Below are 18,267 nucleotides of genomic sequence, written 5' to 3'. Positions count from 1 at the left end.
CTGCTCCGCATCATCCGAGATGCAGGCGGCAGGCAGCCTCTCCTGTCCGGAAGGACAAGGCTTCGGTCAACAATTGCGGCAGCCCGCGCCACAATTGTTGATAGCCGGCTTCTATATCATAGATCATGCCAAAACGAACGCCGGCCACTCGGGCCGACGCGATAATCCTTACAGGGCAAAAATCTAGCCCTGCGGCTGTGGTTCCAGCCCGGCGTCTGGCTCTTCGCCGCCCTTCTTGCGGCGGCCGCCACCGGTCGAACCGGCCTTCGGCACTGCCGAGCCGCGCGAGGGCGGGGTATCGTCGCCAAGGTCGCGCGACGGCTTCTTGCCGGCGATGAGTTCCTTGATCTCGTCGCCCGAGAGCGTCTCATATTCCAGTAGCCCCTCGGCCAGCGCGATCCATTCCTTCTTTTTCTTGGTCAGGACGGATTTGGCGGTCGAATAGGCCTCGTCGATCAGGCGGCGCACTTCCGCGTCGATGATCTGCGCCGTCTCTTCCGAGACATTCTGCTGGCGGGCAACCGAATGGCCGAGGAACACCTCTTCCTGGTTGTCGCCATAGGCGACATGGCCGAGCTTGTCGGAAAAGCCCCAGCGCGTGACCATGGCGCGCGCCAGCTTGGTAGCCTGCTCGATGTCGGAGGAAGCGCCCGAAGTGATGTTTTCCTTGCCGAACTTGAACTCCTCGGCGACGCGCCCGCCCATCATGATCGCCAGACGCGAGATCATGTATTTGTAGCTCATCGAATAGCGGTCGCCTTCCGGCAGTTGCATCACCATGCCGAGAGCACGCCCGCGCGGGATGATGGTCGCCTTGTGCAGCGGATCGGCCGACGGCACGTTAAGCGCCAATATCGCATGACCGGCCTCGTGATAGGCGGTCAGCTCCTTTTCGGCCTGGGTCATGGCCGAGGAGCGGCGCTCCGCGCCCATCATGATCTTGTCCTTGGCGTCCTCGAACTCGGCCATGGTCACCAGCCGCTTGTTGCGGCGGGCCGCCATCAGCGCGCTTTCATTGACGAGGTTGGCAAGGTCGGCGCCCGAAAAGCCCGGCGTGCCACGTGCGATCACCTTGAGGTCGACATTGGGTGCCAGCGGCACATTGCGTACATGTACCTTCAGGATCTTCTCGCGGCCGACGATGTCCGGGTTCGGCACCACGACCTGACGGTCGAAGCGGCCCGGACGCATCAGGGCGGGGTCAAGCACATCTGGGCGGTTGGTGGCTGCGATCAGGATGATCGATTCATTGGCCTCGAAGCCGTCCATCTCGACCAGCAACTGGTTCAGCGTCTGCTCGCGCTCGTCATTGCCGCCGCCGAGGCCGGCGCCGCGATGGCGGCCGACGGCATCGATTTCGTCGATGAAGATGATGCAGGGCGCATTCTTCTTGGCTTGCTCGAACATGTCGCGCACGCGGCTGGCACCGACACCGACGAACATCTCGACGAAGTCCGAGCCGGAAATGGTGAAGAACGGCACATTGGCCTCACCCGCCACCGAGCGGGCAAGCAGCGTCTTGCCGGTTCCGGGAGGGCCGACGAGCAGCACGCCGCGCGGGATCTTGCCGCCCAGCCGCTGGAACTTCTGCGGATCGCGCAGGAACTCGACGATCTCCTCCAAGTCCTGCTTGGCTTCGTCCACGCCGGCGACGTCGGCGAAGGTTACGCGGCCATGCGCCTCGGTCAGAAGCTTGGCCTTGGACTTGCCGAAGCCCATGGCGCGGCCGGAGCCAGATTGCATCTGGCGCATGAAGAATATCCACACGCCGAGGATGAGGATCATCGGCAGCCAGCCGATCAGCATGGAAAACAGCGAGCCGGAGCCGTCATTTTCAGGCCGCGCATTGATGGTGACGCCCTTGTCCTCCAGGCGCTGCACCAGCGTCGGGTCGCCCGGCGAATAGGTCTGGAAGGCGCTGGAACTGTCATTATAGGTGCCGGAAATCCGGTCGCCGGCGATCGTCACCGTCTTGATGCGGCCCGAGGAGAGGTCTTTCAGGAAGTCCGAATAGGCCACGTCGCTGGTGGCGCCACGCGTCTGCGGCGTCTGGAACAGGTTGAACAATGCGATCAGGAGTACGGCTATGATCGCCCAGAGCGCGAGATTGCGATAATTCGGATTCATCGAAGATCCTGTTGGGTGGCCGAAAGAGGCGCACGGCGTTTAAGAAAGCTGGCCTCTAACATAGGCACGGCCACGGGCAATGCCAAGCAGAACAGCATGGTTGGGTTAAGCTTTACGCTCATTGTGGCGGGTCAATGGCGCTTGAGCGGCGGATCGGGCGGCAGCGCGGCTCTGAGCAGGTGCATGATTGCCCGCGCGGCAGCAAGGTCGAAGGACGGCAGGAAGCGGGCGAAGGGGGCGGCGACCGGCACTGCCGCGATGCCCTGCCGCACGGTTCGGCGCCTCAGCAGGCTAAGGCACTCCTGCCCACGCCACAGGCAAGGCAGGGTCGAAAGCCCCGCGCGAACGAGGCTTGCTGCTACATCCGCGCCGTATAATTCCGCAATTTCCGCGGCTTCAGGGCCGAGCGGTGCAACCGACAGGCCCTCGGTCTCACCCGTTACACGCAGCCGGAACCGGCCGTCCCACAACATGCCATCCTGCGGAAGCACCGGCTGCGGCAGGTCCCGCAGCTCCCGGCGCAGGAAAAGCCCGTCGCGCCGCGCCTCCACCGCCACCCGCGACAATGTGGCGCAAAGCGGTTTTGCGGCAGCGAGCGGCCATTCCCGGTTCAGGCGATCAAGCAATTGCGCACAGCGCGCCTCATCCGGCAGATGCGGCGTGCCGCCGACCGACGCCAGCAGGATACGCAACGCATAGAGCGCGCCATCGCTGCCTCCCCCACCGACAAACTCGCGGCTCAGCCTGACCAGGCCGGGCGCGGCAAGATCGGCATGGACCGTGATGAGCTCGGCGGCCTCACCGCCCAGCCGCTCGCGTCGCGATGCGGCCTCGCGCGCGGTTCTCAATGCATCGGCGTGGCGGTCGTCTCCGCCTGCCCTTCCCAACGCTGCCCGCAGGCGCGGGCGCTCATAGGTCTCGTTGGCGTTCGTCGGGTCCTCGATCCAAGTTACGTCCCGCGCCAGCAGGAAATTGCGCAACGCCTCGCGCCGATAGCCGAGCAGGGGGCGCACCACCCATACCGAGCCGTCGAACAGGGTAGCCTTCGCCATGCCCGCCAGTCCGCGCTCCAGCCGGTCGCCGTCGCCGCGCGCCGCGCGCATCAGCACCGTCTCGGCCTGGTCGTCGGCGGTATGCCCGGTCAGTACGACGTCGGTTCCTTCCGCCCGCGCCGCCTGCGCCAACAATTCATAGCGCGCCATGCGCGCGGCGGCCGCAATGCCGCTCGCCGGCTTGGCCTCGTTCCAGCACAGGGTCCGATGGGCGATGCCGTGGCGCGCCGCCAGTCGTGCCACTGCGGCGGCTTCCGCTGCCGAGCCCTCGCGCAGCCTGTGATCGACCGTTACCGCGACAAGGCGTGTCGCCGGAGCATTGCGGTCGAGAAATTCTTTTGTGAGGAGAAGAAGCGCCGTCGAGTCGCTGCCGCCCGAAACGGCGACGATCACCGTGCTGCGGTGGGCAAGATCGAGGCGGGAAAGGGAATGGAGCGGGTCAGTGGATGCGCCCGGCATCAGCACGCGGCCAGCGCCTTTTCCTGCTTGACGCGCTCCTTCAGCGCTCCCGACACATTCGGATAACGCTTGCCGACCTCGTTGAAGGTGGCGCAGGCAACATCGCGTTGGTTGAGGCCGACCAGCGAAACGCCGAGCTTCAGCAGCATTTCAGGGGCCTTCTTGGATTTCGGATAGTCCTTGTTGGCGGCGAGGAAGACTTCCGCCGCATCGCGGTATTTCTGCTGGCCGAGCAGCGCTTCGCCAAGCCAGAAATGCGAGTCCGCTGCCTTCGCGTCCTTCGGGAACCGGGCGATATGGTCGCGGAAGCCGGCTTCCGCCGTGCCATAGTCCCCTGACAGGATGAATTGATAGGAATTGCGGTAGAGTTCGTCGGGATCGTCCGTCGTCGGCAGCGCGGCAATCGTGGTGTTTTCAGGCTCGGGGCTGGCCGTTGCATTGCCCGGCGCACCGCCGACCACATTGCCATTGGCATCGAAAGTGATGGTGCCGAAGGTCCGTGGCGGCTCGCCGGTGCCGTCCGGCTGCGCCGCAGCGGCGCCGTCCTGCTGGATGATCTGCTCGACACCGCCGCTCTGCGAGGTGCTTGCCGTCTGGCCGCTGTCGGCAGGAGCTGCTGCCTTGCTGCCCGAAGGCGACGCGGAATTCTCCGCGACGCTCCGGTTGGTCCTGCCGCCCTTGGCGTCGGACCGCTTTTCGAGTTCCTGGAAGCGGAACTCGTTGTCTTCCTGCATCTTGCGCATCTGTTCCTGCATTTGCAGGATCTGGAAGTTCAGTTCCTCGATCGTGCCATTGAGGGAACGGATCTGTTCCTCCAGCGCGGTCACGCGCGGGTCGCCGGCCTGTGCCATCTGTATGGTGGCCACCTCGCCGGCGCTGCCGAATACGCCCGGAAGGCCGACCGACGGCACCGGTACCGCAAGCCCGGGCCTCGCGGCCTGCACTTCATTCATCGCAGGAGCGCTGTCCCGGGCGATGGCCGCGCCCGAAAGCAGGAGCACGGCAAGCGTGCCACTCAGGATTGATCGAAAATACATATGCCTCTCGCCATTAGAAAACGGGATATGCGCGATTGCGCTCCGCCTTTTATCAGGACGCGAGACTTCGGCCAAATTTTGTTTGCGGCAAAACGGGCGGGCGAAAAGTGAAGCCGCATCGCCCGGCGCTACACATCAAAAAGGCGGCACGCGGCCGCCTTTTTGATGTTATTCAAGCTGCAATCAGCTTCCCGCGCCGGCAAGCGCGGTGACCGCGCGGCGGTTCTGCGACCAGCAGGAAATGTCGTCGCAGACGGCGACCGGCTTTTCCTTGCCGTAGGAAATGGTGCGCATGCGGTTGGACGCAACGCCCTGGGCCGCCAGATAGTCGCGGGCGGCGGCGGCGCGGCGGGCGCCGAGCGCGAGGTTGTATTCGCGGGTGCCACGCTCGTCGGCATGACCTTCGACCACGATCGAATAATTGGTGTATTTGTTGAGCCACTGCGCCTGGCGAGACAGGATGCCCTGGGCATCGGCACGGATCGCCGAGGAGTCGGTATCGAAGAAGATACGGTCGCCGATATTGACGGTGAAGTCTTGGGCCGAGCCCGGCGTCGCGGCACCGGCACCGCCAAGGCCGAGATCGGCGGCACTGTTGGGGGTCTTCTTGGAGGCGCAGCCTGCGATCGTCAGCGACATCATCAAGGCAATGGCGACCGGGTTTGTTGCTAGTTTAGCGATGCGGCGCATTCCCGCCTCTCCTTCGCATTCGAGTGATTTCGTTGATCAACCAGTAACCACATTGGGGTTAACCGGTACTCAAGGAACATGGTTAAGATCAGGTTACAGTCATCCGCAGCAAGCAAATGAGTCCCACGCTGTAACTACCGACCGTAGGGCAAAATACGGCGGAAACGCGGCAATTCGCACAATAGCCGCGTTTGTCCGTCGAGCCTGCCGGTCTTCTATTCCAGTAGCGGCGACCAGGCCGGGTCGGAGGCGAAATTCGCCGTCGGGATGGCCTGTTCGTTGCGGCCGGTCAGGTCGATCGAGTGGAGCTTGGGGCCCCCGGCGCCGGGCGCATCGCGGAAGAACATCAGCACGCGGCCGTTCGGTGCCCAGGTCGGGCCTTCCTGCTGGAAGCCGCTCGACAGGATGCGCTCGCCCGAACCGTCGGTGCGCATCACGCCGATCTGGAACTGCCCGCCCGATTGCTTGGTGAAGGCGATGAGATCGCCGCGCGGCGACCAGACAGGCGTCGAATAGCTGCCGCCGCCGAAGGAGATGCGGGTCTGGCCTGACCCGTCCGCGCCCATCACATAGATCTGCGGCTGGCCGCCGCGGTCGGAGGTGAACACCACCTTGGTGCCGTCCGGCGAATAGGAAGGCGACGTGTCGATCGCATTGGAGTTGGTCAGCCGCGTGGTCGAGCGGCTACGCAAATCCATGGCGAAGACGTTGGAATTGCCGTCCTCGCGCAGCAGGCTCATGATCACCTTCTGTCCGTCCGGTGAAAAGCGTGGGGCAAATGTCATACCAGGGAAGTTACCCACCAGTTCGCGCTGGCCGGTCTCGATCTGCAGCAGATAGACCTTCGGCTCGCCGCTTTCATACGACATATAGGTGATTTCCTGGCGCGTCGGCGAGAATCGCGGCGTCATGGCGATGGTGCGCCCGTCCGACAGATAGCGCACATTGGCGCCGTCCTGATCCATGATCGCCAGCCGCTTCCTGCGCTGATTCTTGGCACCCGATTCGTCGATGAAGACCACCCGCGTATCGAAATAGCCCTTCTCGCCGGTCAACCGTTCATAGATCGCATCGGCGATGATGTGGGCGACGCGGCGCGAATTGGCCTTGGAGGAAAAGAACTGCTCGCCGGTCAGCTGCTGGCCGGCAAAAGTGTCCCACAGGCGGAACTCGGCCCTGAGCCGGCCATCGGCCTCCTGGCTGACGCGCCCGGTCACCAGCGCCTGCGCATTGATCACCTTCCAATCCTCGAAGCGCGGCGCGGCATCGGGATTGGAGATCTTTTCGATGAAGGCGCCCTTGTCAATCGGGGCGAACAGGCCGGAGCGCTTCAGGTCGGCAGCCACGATGGAGGAAATCTCGGCGCCGATGGCGTCGCCCGACAGGAAGTCGGTGATGGCGATCGGCAGCGGCTCGACATTGCCCTTGTTGACGTCGATCTCGACCAGCGCGCGCGCCGGCAGGGTCGCCATGGTGCCCAATCCCGCGGCAAGTGCGCTCACCAGCATGATCGTTTTCAGGAATGTTTTCATGAAGCTCGGCCTCTTTGGTGGCGATTGTGCGAAATGCGGATCAGAACATCTCGCTCGGGTCGAAATTGACGATGACGTCCGCCCAGGCGTCATATTTTTCGGCAGGAAGGTTATAGGGCGCGCAGCGGGAGACCGCGCGGCGGGCGGCTTCGGCGGCGGCGCGCGCGGCACCGTCCCCGCCACCCCCGGCGATGATCTCGGGGCTGCCCTCCAGCGCGCCGCTCGGATCGAGCTTGAACTTGACCGAGACTTTCAGCGCCTCGCCGTCGAGCGCGCCGGCCGGAATGTTCCAGCAACGCTGCACTTGGCCGCGCAGGGCGTCCATCTCGCTTTGCGACAGCTTGGAGCCGCCGGTCGACTTGTCGCCGCCCAGCGAAGCCTGCTCGGCCGAGCGCTTGGCACCGCCGCCGGATGGCTTTTCCTTGTTGAGCAATGCCGCCACCTCGTCGGCATTGAACGACTTCTCGTCCGACTTCGGCTTGGCGGAGGCTTCCTTGGCCGGCTTTTCGGCTTCCTTGCGATCCGGCGCCTTGGCGGTCTGCGCCTGGGGCGGTTGCGGACGCGCAGCAGGCGAAGGTGCGGTAGTCGGCAGTTGCACGGATTCGGCTTCGGGCGTTTCGGCGGCGATCGTCTCTGCCACCGGGTCTGGCTTGACCTCCTGCTTCGGCTCGGGCTGCGGCTTCACCTCGGTTGCCGGCACTGGCTCAGGCTTGGGCTCGGGCTGCTTGACCGGTTCGGGCTTCGGCAGTTCGGCGGCCTTCGGCGTCGGTTCGGGCGAAGGCGGCGGCGCATCGGCGGCCTCCACCGGCCGCGGCTTGGGCTCGGGCGTCGGCTTGGCCTCGGTATCGACGCTGTTTTCGCCGATCTTCTGCGCATCGGCGACGATGTCGGGCCGCTGCGTCGGTTTGGGCGCCGGCTTCTCGTTCACCGCCGCCGTCTTGTCGCCCTGCTGGATCTGGGTCAGGTCCTCGATCGGAATGATGTCGACCGGCAACGATTCCACATCCGCCACTTCCAGCGCGCTCGGCGCCGAAAGCGTCAGCAGGCCGAAGCCCAGCAGTGCCGCATGCATCACGACCGATGTGGTGAGGCCCGCCTTCATTGCCTACAGCGCATCCTGTTCCTGGAGCGTCACCAGGCCGAGATTGCGATAGCCGGCAGCCGAAATGCGCGCCATGACCTTCATCACCGTACCATAGTCGGCGGTCTTGTCGCCGCGCACATAGATGCGTTCCTCATAGCCGGTCTGGGCGATCGCCGCGAGCTTGGGCACGATTTCCTCAAGCGGGATCTCGGTTTCCTGCAGATAGATCTGGCCACCCTGGTTGACGGAGATGGTGATCGGCTGGGTTTCCGAATTCATCGCCTTGGCCTGCGTTTCGGGCAGGTCGATAGGCACGCCGACCGTCAGCAGCGGCGCGGCGACCATGAAGATGATGAGCAAAACCAGCATGACGTCGACGAAGGGCGTGACATTGATCTCGGAGATCACGCCGTGATGGCGGCCGCGCCGCCTGTGGCCACGCCCGCCGCGTCCGCCATTGCCGCCTACAGACATTCCCATGATTGCTCAGCCCTTCTGCGCGACTTTTTCATCGATTTGGCGCGAGAGTATGGCGGAAAACTCGTCGGAGAAGCCTTCCATACGGACGGCTATCTTGCTCGCATCCGATGACAGCTTGTTGTAGGCGATGACGGCCGGGATGGCGGCCAAAAGGCCGATGGCCGTTGCCAGCAGCGCCTCGGCAATGCCCGGCGCCACCACGGCGAGATTGGTCGACTTCGATCCGGCGATCGCCTGGAACGAGGTCATGATGCCCACCACCGTGCCGAACAGGCCGATGAAGGGTGCGGCCGAGCCGATCGTGGCGAGGAAGCCTAGCCGGCCCTCCAGCCGCTCCATTTCGCGCGTCAGCGCCAGGTCCATCGCCTTGTCGATGCGCGACTGCAGCGCGATCGGGGACTTTGCACCCTTTTCGAAGCTCTTCTTCCACTCGCGCATTGCGGCCACGAAAATCGCGCCCATGCCGGTGGTCTTGCGGTCCGAAAGGGTACGGTAGAGTTCCTCCAGCGACTGGCCCGACCAGAACACCTGTTCGAAACGGTTGAGCGAGGAACGCATGCGAGCATAGGCGATCAGCTTGTCGACGACGATCGCCCAGGTCCAGATGGAGGCGGCAAGCAGGCCCAGCATCACCAGCTTGACGACCCAGCCGGCCTGCCAGAACAGCGCCCATATCGACAATTGTGCGCTCGGTTCGGCGAGTGCGATATTTTCCATGGTCAAGACAGTCCTTAACAACCCCGGGCGCGGCGCGCTGCCGGCCCCTTGCGCTTCGTTTCACATGGCTTCGTCCGCCTGGCGTCCGCAAATTGCCCCGAAAACGCGCATTGCCGGCCTTGTCGCGGCCAAATTTGGTGAAAGGAAGGCGCAGGAAATCCGCCGGACTTTCATCAATTTCTTCATGAACCGTTATGGTTAAGGATCGGTTAGGGCATGGCCCCGAAAAGTGGAAACCGGTTTTCGGAAAAAGGTCATGCCCCAGTAAGCAGATAGAGTGGAATAACGACCTGAAGAGCCGTCATCCCGTTTGAGATTCCGGCTTGCCGCTTGGCATGAAGGCAGCGATCCATTCGCGCGGGAAGCGCCGCGGGCGGCCGTCGGCGCCGATGATCGCCGCCTCGACCTTGGCTTCCACCAGCAACTCCTGCCCACGCAGCAATTGCTGGTCCATCCAGATGCGTGCACCCGAAATCCGCTCGGCTCTGGTATCGACGGTCAATATGTCGTCGATGCGGGCAGGCCCGCGAAAATCGATCTCCATGCGCCGCACCACCCACACCAGCTTTTCGCCATGCTTGCCATCGGCAAGCTCGGTGTGGTGCACGCCGGCCAGCCGCAGGAAATCGGATCGGCCGCGCTCGAAGAATTCGAGATAGCGGGCATGGTAGACCACGCCGGAAAAGTCGGTGTCGGCGAAATAGACCCGCGCCATGATGCGGTGGCCAAGCGGCGTGAGTTCGCCGGCAATCCCCGCCGTCAGCCGCTCATATTCACCATGATCGTCCATAGTGCTTTCCTTTTTGCGCCCGACCTGACAGGCATCTTCAGGGCATTTGCTTGGAAACACGACCGTTGATATTCCGGATGGCATCATTGGCGACGATGTTCAAGGCTGGCATTCTCGTGCTGGCCTTGCTCGGCAGTGCGCCGACGCTAGCAGGCGCCGTGGAATTTTCCGTCAAGCGCGGCATCAATCTCGACATCTGGACGACCTGGCCCGACGAAAAGCTTTGGGGCGACGAAGCCGCCATCCTGCCCTACCCCGAATGGCGCCAATTCCTCGCCAGACCCGATCTGGACCGCCTCAAGCAGACCGGCTTCGACTTCGTGCGCATGCCCGTAGACCCCGCGCCGTTTCTGTCCGACAAGACGCTAGCGCTGCGCGACAAGCTTTACGCTTCGGTGCAGGAGTCGGTGCGGCTGGCCAACGAGGCCGGGCTGAAGGTCGTGGTCGACCTGCATCTGATCCCCTCCGATGTCCGCTCGTTCGACATGGGCAAGGTCATGGACGAGCCCGGGTCCTTCGATGCCTATGTCGAATTCGTGCGGAAAATGGCGTATGCCCTGTCGCAGCAGGACCCGGCGCTGGTGGCCTTCGAACCGATGAACGAGCCGGTGATCGACTGCGATGATGCCGAGAGCCTGTGGCCGCAGCGCCTGCAAAGGCTGTTTGCGGCCGCCCGTGCCTCGGCCACCAGGCTCACGCTCGTCCTGTCGGGCGCCTGCTATTCCAGCGCGGCGCAACTGGCCCGGATCGATCCGGAAATGATCGCCGACGACAATATCATCTGGACCTTCCATTCCTACGAGCCGTTCCTGCTCACCCATCAGGGCGCGACCTGGGCGGGGGACTTCATCCGTTATGTCACCGGCCTGCCCTACCCGTTGCACGAGGCGCCCCGCGCCGAACTCGATGCCGAACGAAAAAAGATCCGCGCCCGGATAAAGGCCGAGGCCCCCTTCACCCGCCGGCTTGGCATGCTCGCCTATCTCGACGAGCAGATTGCGCTCATGGATACGCAGCAGGAGCTTGACGCGCTCATGGATTCGCCGTTGGACAAGGTGGCGGCATGGGCGCAAAAGCACGGCATCAGCCCGCACAATATCCTGCTCGGCGAGTTCGGCATGATCCGCCAGGAATATGGCAATCCCCATGTCGTGCCGCCGCCCTATCGCGCCGCCTATGTCGCCGACATGGTCGAGCGCGCCGAGCGCCACGGCTTTGCCTGGGCAGTATGGTCCTATGGCGGCGCCTTTGGCGTGGTCGATGAGTTCGAGGGCCGCCGGGCAGAGCCGGACGTCCTGGAGACGGTCCGCCGGCTGCAGTGACCCTAAGCTGCGCGGGGCGTAGTCAGCGGTGGAACGGAACTCTCGCCCCGCCCCACCTGTTCGGCAATTTCCGGTAATGGTTGTGGGCGGCCGAAGAAGAAGCCCTGGATTTCGGTGCATCCCTCGGCCTGCAGGAAGTCGACCTGCTCCTGTCGCTCCACGCCCTCCGCCAGGACCGCGATCCGGAGATCCGACGCCAGCAGGATCGTTGCCCGCACGATTGCCGCCGACGCGGTGTCCGTAGTCATGCCCTCGACGAAGGAGCGGTCGATCTTGACCTTGTCGAAGGGGAATATCTGCAATGTCGACAGTGACGAATAGCCGGTTCCATAATCGTCCATGGCGATGGTCACGCCGAGTGCCTTTAGCTGGCGAACGACATGCAGGGCGCGTTCACGGTCTTCGATGATGCAGGCTTCGGTGATTTCAAGCTCCAGCCGGGAAGCCGGCAGCCCGGTTGCCAGAAGGGTTTCATGGACGATCTTCGGCAGGTCAGCCTGGGTAAGCTGCGCCGATGCGATATTCACCGCGACCTTGTAGGGCTTTCCCCAGCCGGCCACCTCGGCACAGGCGGTCTTCAGCACCCATTCCCCGATCGGGATGATCAGGCCGGTTTCCTCCGCGATCGGAATGAACTCGGCGGGTGAAATGGTGCCGCGCTCGCGATGATGCCAGCGCAGAAGCGCCTCGTAACCGCTGATCCTGCCAGCCGGCACATCGAACTGCGGCTGGTAGTAAAGCTCGAGTTCATTGCGCATGATCGCGTGGCGCAGTTCGATGGCCAGCGCGCTGCGTTCGCGCCGCCCCTCATCCATCGACGCTTCGTAATAGCAGATCTTGTCGCCGACCGACCGCTTGGCGCGATACATGGCAAGGTCGGCTGCGCCGATCAGTTCTTCCGCATCCTCGCAATCGCGAGGATAAAGGCCGACCCCGACACTCGCGCCGACCGACAATATGCTGCCTTTCTGCTGCAGCGGCTCCAATGCGCAGGCGACAAGGCGTCCTGCGAAGTCATCGACCTCCTTCTTGTCGCGCACATGCAGCTTTACCGCGACGAATTCATCGCCGCCGACACGGGCAATCATCTCGCCCGCCCCGAGAAGCAGGCTGAACCGTTCGGCAAGCTTTTGCAGCAGTAGGTCACCGGTATGGTGCCCGTGCACATCGTTGATTTCCTTGAACCGATCCAGATCGATCATGAGCACGGCCGCATCCATCCCCGCCATGCGGCTGCGCTCCAGCATTGCGGGCAGATTGGCCGACAGGAAGGCCCGGTTCGGCAGGCCGGTCAGCGCATCATGCAGCGCCGCATGCCGGAAACTGTCGATAAGCTCGCGCTGCGAACGTGTGTCCATCACATAGAGCGCAAGCCCGGCAATGATGGCCATGGTGGCAAGGACCAGCACGGCAAGGAATTCGCTCGAAAGCATCCGGGACGGAACGTGGACCGACGGATCGGGGATCAGCGTCGCCGCACCCATGGCCGTGAAATGCATGGTGCAGATGGCGGCCACCAGCGTGGCCATTGCCAGCAATCTGCTGAACCGGAAGCTGCGCCGCGCCAATATATGCGCCGTCACCGCCCCCAGGCCGAGCGCGAACCAGAGCGAGACCGCAATCAGCTTCGGGTCCCATTCTATGCGCCCTGCAACCTCCAGCCCGGCCATTCCGGTGAAATGCATGCCCGCGACCCCGAGGCCGATCACCACGCCGCCGATCTCGCTGGGGACACGCTTGACCCCGTCGGTAGCAAGGTGGAGACCGCCGGCGGTGAACGCGATGGCAATCACCAGCGATGCTATGGTCAGGACGGGATTGAAGGCGTGATCCATCGGAATCCGGAAGCCGAGCATCGCCACGAAATGCGTCGTCCAGATCGCCACGCCGCCGGCCATGCCCGACAGGATGATCCATGATATCCGCGCCTGGGCCGAGAGCTTTCTGGCTCTGTCGAACAGGCTTACCGTCATCACCGAACTCATGACGCAGACGATCGCGGCCACCACCACGAAGGAGTAGTCATGCTCATAAGCAAGACAGGAAATGACTTTGAACATGGCCCGCCCTCCCTGGCTCATACACAGCCAAGGGTTGTCATGGAACAGCAAAGAAACCCCTAATGAGAAGGTCTTCCCGCCCGGACAACCGGAATATAAATAGGAAGACCTGTCGAAGGCGGCGGCTGGAGCATTTTGCAGCCAAGTGGAATCACTTGGCGTCGCACAAATGCGGCAAAAACAAACAGATAGAGCGGCAGCCCGGATTTATCCGGGCATCCGCCGCTCTAGCATCGAGGACGCGCCGATGAACATCGCATTGTGGCTGGAGCGCCAGGGACGCGCCGACCCGCATCGCATTGCCGTGGCTCGCGGCACGCGACCCCATCTCACCTATGCCCAGCTTGCCCGCCGTGCCGCTTCACTCGCCGGCAGCCTGCGCAGCCGCTACCGCCTCGAACCTGGCGACCGGGTCGCCGTCATCGCCCGCAACACGCCCGAATTCATCGAAATCCTCTACGGCATCTGGGCTGCGGGCCTGGTCGCCGTTCCCTGCAACGCCAAGCTCCATGGCGCCGAGATCGGCTATATACTGGAACACTCCGGCACCCGCGTCGCCTTCGCCTCGGACAAACTCCTCGCCACGACTGCCTCGCACGCGCCATCGAGCCTGGAACATCTGATCGCCATCGCCGGCCCCGATTATCAGCGCGCCGTTGCTGCCGCTCCCAGCGCCACCACGCCTCGCGGCCCCGACGATCTCGCCTGGCTCTTCTACACTTCCGGCACCACCGGCCGCCCGAAGGGCGCGATGCTCACCCACCGCAACCTTGCCGTCATGGCCCATGCCTATGTCGCCGAGGTCGATCCCACCGCTCCCGGCGACTCGATCCTCCACGCGGCGCCGATGAGCCACGGTTCCGGCCTCTATATCCTGCCTCACATCATGCGCGGGGCGACCAATGTCGTGCCTGAAAGCGGCAGCTTCGAGCCGGACGAAATCTTCGCGCTTGCCGGCCATTGGCGCTCGATGTCGCTGTTTGCCGCCCCCACAATGGTCAAGCGCATGGTGGCGAGCCCGACCGGCTTCGACGTTACCGCCCTGCGCACAATCGTCTATGGCGGTGGTCCGATGTATGTGGACGACGCGCGCGCAGCCCTTGATCGCTTCGGCCCGTGCATCGCCCAGATCTACGGCCAGGGCGAAAGCCCCATGACCATCACCACCCTGTCGCGTGAGGTGATTGCCGACACCGCACATCCGCGCTGGCTCGACCGCCTCGCCTCGGTCGGCGTGCCTTTCTCCTGTCTGGAAGTGCGCACCGTCGATGCCGAAGGCCGGCCGGCCACCGACGGCGAGATCGCCGTGCGCGGCTCCACCGTCATGTCCGGCTATTGGAACAATCCCGAAGCGAGCGCCGATACCATCCGCGACGGGTGGCTGATGAGCGGCGACATGGGCACATTCGATGACGAAGGCTATCTCACGCTCAAGGACCGCTCCAAGGACGTGATAATCTCGGGCGGAAGCAACATATATCCGCGCGAGATCGAGGAAGTGCTCCAGTCGCATAAGGCGGTGCGCGAAGTCTCCGTCATCGGCCGCCCCGACCCGGAATGGGGCGAGATCGCCATCGCCTATGTCGTTGGCGACGCCACGCCGGCCGCGCTGGATGCGCTCTGCCTCGAACGGATCGCCCGCTTCAAGCGGCCCAAGGCCTATGTCTTCGTCGAGGCACTGCCGAAGAACAATTACGGCAAGATCCTGAAGACGGAGCTACGCGCCCGCGACCGGGCGGCTTTATTCGAGCGAAGCGAGTGAGACTGAAGCGGGATTGAAGCGACCGGCCGGCGGCTCACGCCAGGGCGGTTTCCACTTTTTCGCGAATCCAGGCCTCGCCGCCTTGCCACACCGCGTCATGCACTGCCCGACCGATCGCGGCGCCGATATCCGTGTGAAGCCCGGCAAACTGCCGCGGCGCGCCTTCGCAAGGCGCGGCGATCACGATGCAGTCGGTTCCCGTCCCGGTCGCCGTCTTGCCCTGCGCAAGCCAGTCGAGGTCGATGATTGCGGTGGTGCGCGCCTCGGCGGCGATCGAAACAGCCTCCACCATTGCCGCCTGCGTCAGCGGCTGGTCGACATGGGCCAAGAGATTGATCGTTCCGGCCGCCCTGCCGCCGGCCGGGTGCTCGCCCACCCTTCCGGCATTGCCGAGCCCCACCGTCGCCAGGCAGGTGGCGGTGGCGCTGCCGAAGGAAGCCTGGGTCAGGTGGTGGTGACTCACATCGCGTGACGTCATCAGGTGAATGGCCTCGCCAAGGCCGGCAGCCTCCATCCGGTTTTTCAGGAACACGATGGGGTCGATGTCGAGCGAAAGATCGTCATCGCGCACGCCGAGCCAGGCAACACTGGCCGCCACGGTGAAGCCGGGCCGCGTCAGCGACCAGCTCAGCATGGTTTGCGGCTGTTCAAATTGTACGACCAGAAAGGGGCTGCGGCACGAGATGGAAAAACCTATCATGCCTGACTTTTCACATTGTCGAAGCCGTCGGGCAAGATGAGCACGCCGCGAGAAAGCGGGAACCGCTGCAGGAGTGTCGGCGCGATCAGCCGGTAATGGCAAAGCCCGGCGATGCGGCACCGGGTTCAACCGCCTCCGTCACGACATCGGAGACCACCGCGCCGCGCGGCCCCTCGCGCAACAGAAGCAGCATCGCCGTGACCGCCGCTTCCGGCCCGACGATCAGCGCCCGCACCGAGCCGTCACGCTCGTTGCGCACCCAGCCGTGCAGGCCGAGCCTTTCGGCTTGAGCCTGCGTCCAGGCACGAAAGCCCACGCGCTGCACCCGCCCGGTGACATGTACCTGCAACGCCTGCTCGGTCTCAGCCATGGCTCGCCTCGTTCACCGTCGCGTAACCCGCATCGGCAGGCCGCCCTGCGGCTGCGTCGTCAGCTTCTGTACCGGCCAGGGGCTGGTCTCGGCCACCGTGTCGAAGCGGAAGCGGTCGTCCTCGATCGGCTCGCGATTGATAGAGGGTGCGGGCGGATAAAGCCTAAGCGCCTCGTCAAAGGCCGCGCGCGTCAGCGGCATCGCTTCCAGCCATTTCGTCGGGTCGGGCTCGCGCGCCAGCACGGCGTCGATCTCGGCCTCGATCGGCGCGCGCTCCCAGGTCGCTTCCGCCAGGCAATAAAGCGTCCAGCCGAGCGCCCGCGCCGTCGTCTCGTGGCCGGCGCCAATGAAAGTGATGATATTATCCTCGATCTCGGCGCGCGTCAGCCCGTCGGGCCCTTCAGCCTGCAACAAAAGGGTCAGGAAATCCCGGGGCGCATTGTCGGGATCGCGCGCCAGGCGCTCGGTGCGCATCGACACCGTATCGGCAACGATCTTGCGGAAATAGGCCATGGTCTTGCGGCCGCGCAGCCGCGTCAGGCGCGGCAGCCAGTCCGGCGCCCTCAGCAGGTCGAGCGGATCGACCCGGCCCATCGTTTCGAACAAATGGTCGATTTCCCGCTCGAAACTGCCCGGTTCACCCGCGATTTCGCCAGAAAACAGCGTCTCGGACAGGATTTCATAGGTCAATGTCGTCATATCGCGGGCGATATCGACCGGTTCGGCGGCATTTTCATAGCGTTTGACGAAGTCGAGGGTGCGCTTCAGCATTGGTTGGGCGAAGCCGAATATGTTGCGCGGCGTGAACACCGGCGCCATCGCCTTGCGCGAGCGCTTCCAGACGTCGCCCTCGGCCGTCAGCAGCCCGTCGCGCAATATCGGCCGCAGGATTTTCTGGCGCACCGTCGCCATCTTGTAGTTCCTGGCATTGTCGACCAGCACATGGCGGATCAGCCCCGGATCATTGGCGATGACCAGCGGCCCGCCGATCCCGGAAACCGCGATCCATGACTCGTTGTAGGAAGGCTCGCCCCACAATTCGAGCGGATTGCGATAGACGATGCGCATCATCTGCAGCGTCGAAGGCGGCTTGGTTCGCGGCTTCGGCGCGGGCGGGACGAAGGGCGTGGGCGACGTGTCCATCTCATGCTCCGGCTGACCGCATCAATGTAGGTGCGCAGCCGCCTCGCGTCCACGCATGCCGGCGGCGTCATCGCAATAGCCGCAAAACATTACCGCGCGGAAGCTGAGCCTCCGCGCGGTCGCCTGATCGTATCCGTGCCGGAACCTAGCGCGCCGAAGCGGAGCTGAACATGCCTCTCAGCTTCGAGCGGATTATTGCCATGATCAGCTTCAGGGCGTTGAGCTCATTCGGCTTTGCCGGCGCGGGCCGCGCGGCCGGGGCCACTGCTTCTCCTGAAGCGCCTTCGCCGATCTCGGCCGCCGGGGCCAGGGTCGCGTTAAGCTGCTCTTCCAGATTGCGCGCGAATTCCTTGCAGATCTGTTCGGCCACGGCCTCGACGATGCCGCCGCGCGCGACCTGCGCCAGCGAGCCCGAGAGCGTATAGTCGACATCGACATCGACGACCGTAGCAGCGCCGTCCTTGGCTTCCTGCAGCGTGTAGACGACATTTCCCTTGGCGCGCGAGGCATGGCTCTTGTCGATGCCGCTGCCGGCGATCTTGCCGGTATAGCTGCTCTCATCGGCCTCGATGTCGACATCGCCGCCGAAATCCGCCTTGATCGGCCCGAGCTTGACCGTCATGCGGCCCTTGGCCTGGGTGGCCGAAGCCTGCTCAGTCAGCGATGCGCCGGGAATGCATTGCACGACATTGGGCAGGTCCTGGAACCGCGCCCAGACCAGCGGCCGCGCATGGTTGACGGTAAAGCTTTGCTTGAGTTGTGGCATTTCATATTCCTTCCAACGGGAAACGGGGCACGCCGTATCCGGCTTGCCCCATTCCGATCACTGCTCGGCGCCGCACCAGTCATAGATGCACAGCGCCATGACCTTGATGGCGGTGAGGTAGTCGTCGATCGACACATATTCGTCATTGGCATGCATCACCGCCGTCGAGCCGGGCC

General features: G+C 64.0%; 16 protein-coding genes. 2 read left to right on the top strand and 14 right to left on the bottom strand.

All coding sequences use genetic code 11. The features are described 5' to 3' along the window. Positions 1–183 precede the first annotated feature (183 nt). The 9 genes from ftsH to ybgC all read right to left on the bottom strand — a co-directional run bounded on the left by ftsH (position 184) and on the right by ybgC (position 9,968). The gene (ftsH, locus tag EET67_RS22440) at positions 184–2,127 is read right to left on the bottom strand and encodes an ATP-dependent zinc metalloprotease FtsH (protein WP_128628458.1); all 1,944 of its coding nucleotides are present in this window, start codon (positions 2,125–2,127) and stop codon (positions 184–186) included. 131 nt (positions 2,128–2,258) lie between these two features. Then, positions 2,259–3,638 (bottom strand): tRNA lysidine(34) synthetase TilS, encoded by a 1,380-nt coding sequence (gene tilS, locus EET67_RS22435; protein ID WP_128628457.1) that lies wholly within the window; start codon positions 3,636–3,638, stop codon positions 2,259–2,261. Next, positions 3,638–4,675: a tol-pal system protein YbgF gene (gene ybgF, locus EET67_RS22430; RefSeq protein WP_128628456.1), complete on the bottom strand. Its 1,038-nt coding sequence runs from the start codon at positions 4,673–4,675 to the stop codon at positions 3,638–3,640. Before ybgF ends, tilS begins: the two co-directional genes overlap by 1 nt. A 183-nt stretch (positions 4,676–4,858) precedes the next feature. Next, complete coding sequence (gene pal, locus EET67_RS22425) at positions 4,859–5,365, bottom strand: peptidoglycan-associated lipoprotein Pal (RefSeq protein ID WP_128628455.1); 507 nt, start codon at positions 5,363–5,365, stop codon at positions 4,859–4,861. Positions 5,366–5,580: 215 nt separating this feature from the next. Then, the gene (gene tolB / locus EET67_RS22420; protein ID WP_245451152.1) at positions 5,581–6,873 is read right to left on the bottom strand and encodes a Tol-Pal system beta propeller repeat protein TolB; all 1,293 of its coding nucleotides are present in this window, start codon (positions 6,871–6,873) and stop codon (positions 5,581–5,583) included. A gap of 64 nt (positions 6,874–6,937) precedes the next feature. Further along, positions 6,938–7,999, bottom strand: a complete 1,062-nt coding sequence (locus EET67_RS22415) for a hypothetical protein (RefSeq protein ID WP_128628453.1) — start codon at positions 7,997–7,999, stop codon at positions 6,938–6,940. A gap of 3 nt (positions 8,000–8,002) precedes the next feature. After that, a complete protein-coding gene (tolR, locus tag EET67_RS22410) occupies positions 8,003–8,461 on the bottom strand; it encodes a protein TolR (protein ID WP_128628452.1) in 459 nt (152 codons plus the stop codon). A 6-nt stretch (positions 8,462–8,467) separates the two neighbouring features. After that, positions 8,468–9,178, bottom strand: a complete 711-nt coding sequence (gene tolQ, locus EET67_RS22405; RefSeq protein ID WP_128628451.1) for a protein TolQ — start codon at positions 9,176–9,178, stop codon at positions 8,468–8,470. A 301-nt stretch (positions 9,179–9,479) separates the two neighbouring features. Further along, positions 9,480–9,968, bottom strand: coding sequence for a tol-pal system-associated acyl-CoA thioesterase (ybgC, locus tag EET67_RS22400; RefSeq protein WP_128628450.1), 489 nt, complete (start codon positions 9,966–9,968; stop codon positions 9,480–9,482). Positions 9,969–10,045: 77 nt separating this feature from the next. Between ybgC and EET67_RS22395 the strand changes: the two genes are divergently transcribed. Then, complete coding sequence (locus tag EET67_RS22395) at positions 10,046–11,290, top strand: glycoside hydrolase family 5 protein (protein WP_128628449.1); 1,245 nt, start codon at positions 10,046–10,048, stop codon at positions 11,288–11,290. A gap of 2 nt (positions 11,291–11,292) precedes the next feature. On the opposite strand, the gene EET67_RS22390 is transcribed toward EET67_RS22395, so the two are convergent. Continuing rightward, positions 11,293–13,350, bottom strand: a complete 2,058-nt coding sequence (locus EET67_RS22390) for a putative bifunctional diguanylate cyclase/phosphodiesterase (RefSeq protein WP_165900001.1) — start codon at positions 13,348–13,350, stop codon at positions 11,293–11,295. Between the two features lie 247 nt (positions 13,351–13,597). Between EET67_RS22390 and EET67_RS22385 the strand changes: the two genes are divergently transcribed. After that, the gene (locus EET67_RS22385; protein ID WP_128628447.1) at positions 13,598–15,112 is read left to right on the top strand and encodes an AMP-binding protein; all 1,515 of its coding nucleotides are present in this window, start codon (positions 13,598–13,600) and stop codon (positions 15,110–15,112) included. A 34-nt stretch (positions 15,113–15,146) separates the two neighbouring features. Here the strand turns inward: EET67_RS22385 and EET67_RS22380 are convergent, their stop codons facing one another. The 4 genes from EET67_RS22380 to EET67_RS22365 all read right to left on the bottom strand — a co-directional run bounded on the left by EET67_RS22380 (position 15,147) and on the right by EET67_RS22365 (position 18,091). After that, entirely contained in the window at positions 15,147–15,812 is a 666-nt protein-coding gene (locus EET67_RS22380; RefSeq protein WP_128628446.1) for an adenosylcobinamide amidohydrolase, read from the bottom strand. A gap of 85 nt (positions 15,813–15,897) precedes the next feature. Then, positions 15,898–16,182, bottom strand: a complete 285-nt coding sequence (locus EET67_RS22375; RefSeq protein WP_128628445.1) for an acylphosphatase — start codon at positions 16,180–16,182, stop codon at positions 15,898–15,900. A 12-nt stretch (positions 16,183–16,194) separates the two neighbouring features. Then, the gene (locus tag EET67_RS22370; protein ID WP_128628444.1) at positions 16,195–17,325 is read right to left on the bottom strand and encodes a cytochrome P450; all 1,131 of its coding nucleotides are present in this window, start codon (positions 17,323–17,325) and stop codon (positions 16,195–16,197) included. Between the two features lie 145 nt (positions 17,326–17,470). Beyond that, positions 17,471–18,091, bottom strand: coding sequence for an SRPBCC family protein (locus EET67_RS22365; protein WP_128628443.1), 621 nt, complete (start codon positions 18,089–18,091; stop codon positions 17,471–17,473). Positions 18,092–18,267: the final 176 nt, after the last annotated feature.

Origin of the sequence: Borborobacter arsenicus (assembly GCF_003934165.1) — a bacterium.
Taxonomy (GTDB): Bacteria; Pseudomonadota; Alphaproteobacteria; order Rhizobiales; family Rhizobiaceae; genus Pseudaminobacter; species Pseudaminobacter arsenicus.
Note: the sequence above shows the minus strand (reverse complement) of the source record. Positions and strands in the feature narration are given on the sequence as shown.

Excerpts from the sequence above, each read along its gene's own strand:
- ftsH (WP_128628458.1), bottom strand. The coding sequence starts at position 2,127 with ATGAATCCGAATTATCGCAATCTCGCGCTCTGGGCGATCATAGCCGTA.
- tilS (WP_128628457.1), bottom strand. The coding sequence starts at position 3,638 with ATGCCGGGCGCATCCACTGACCCGCTCCATTCCCTTTCCCGCCTCGAT.
- ybgF (WP_128628456.1), bottom strand. The coding sequence starts at position 4,675 with ATGTATTTTCGATCAATCCTGAGTGGCACGCTTGCCGTGCTCCTGCTT.
- pal (WP_128628455.1), bottom strand. The coding sequence starts at position 5,365 with ATGCGCCGCATCGCTAAACTAGCAACAAACCCGGTCGCCATTGCCTTG.
- tolB (WP_245451152.1), bottom strand. The coding sequence starts at position 6,873 with ATGCTGGTGAGCGCACTTGCCGCGGGATTGGGCACCATGGCGACCCTG.
- EET67_RS22415 (WP_128628453.1), bottom strand. The coding sequence starts at position 7,999 with ATGAAGGCGGGCCTCACCACATCGGTCGTGATGCATGCGGCACTGCTG.
- tolR (WP_128628452.1), bottom strand. The coding sequence starts at position 8,461 with ATGGGAATGTCTGTAGGCGGCAATGGCGGACGCGGCGGGCGTGGCCAC.
- tolQ (WP_128628451.1), bottom strand. The coding sequence starts at position 9,178 with ATGGAAAATATCGCACTCGCCGAACCGAGCGCACAATTGTCGATATGG.
- ybgC (WP_128628450.1), bottom strand. The coding sequence starts at position 9,968 with ATGGACGATCATGGTGAATATGAGCGGCTGACGGCGGGGATTGCCGGC.
- EET67_RS22395 (WP_128628449.1), top strand. The coding sequence starts at position 10,046 with ATGGCATCATTGGCGACGATGTTCAAGGCTGGCATTCTCGTGCTGGCC.
- EET67_RS22390 (WP_165900001.1), bottom strand. The coding sequence starts at position 13,350 with ATGTTCAAAGTCATTTCCTGTCTTGCTTATGAGCATGACTACTCCTTC.
- EET67_RS22385 (WP_128628447.1), top strand. The coding sequence starts at position 13,598 with ATGAACATCGCATTGTGGCTGGAGCGCCAGGGACGCGCCGACCCGCAT.
- EET67_RS22380 (WP_128628446.1), bottom strand. The coding sequence starts at position 15,812 with ATGATAGGTTTTTCCATCTCGTGCCGCAGCCCCTTTCTGGTCGTACAA.
- EET67_RS22375 (WP_128628445.1), bottom strand. The coding sequence starts at position 16,182 with ATGGCTGAGACCGAGCAGGCGTTGCAGGTACATGTCACCGGGCGGGTG.
- EET67_RS22370 (WP_128628444.1), bottom strand. The coding sequence starts at position 17,325 with ATGGACACGTCGCCCACGCCCTTCGTCCCGCCCGCGCCGAAGCCGCGA.
- EET67_RS22365 (WP_128628443.1), bottom strand. The coding sequence starts at position 18,091 with ATGCCACAACTCAAGCAAAGCTTTACCGTCAACCATGCGCGGCCGCTG.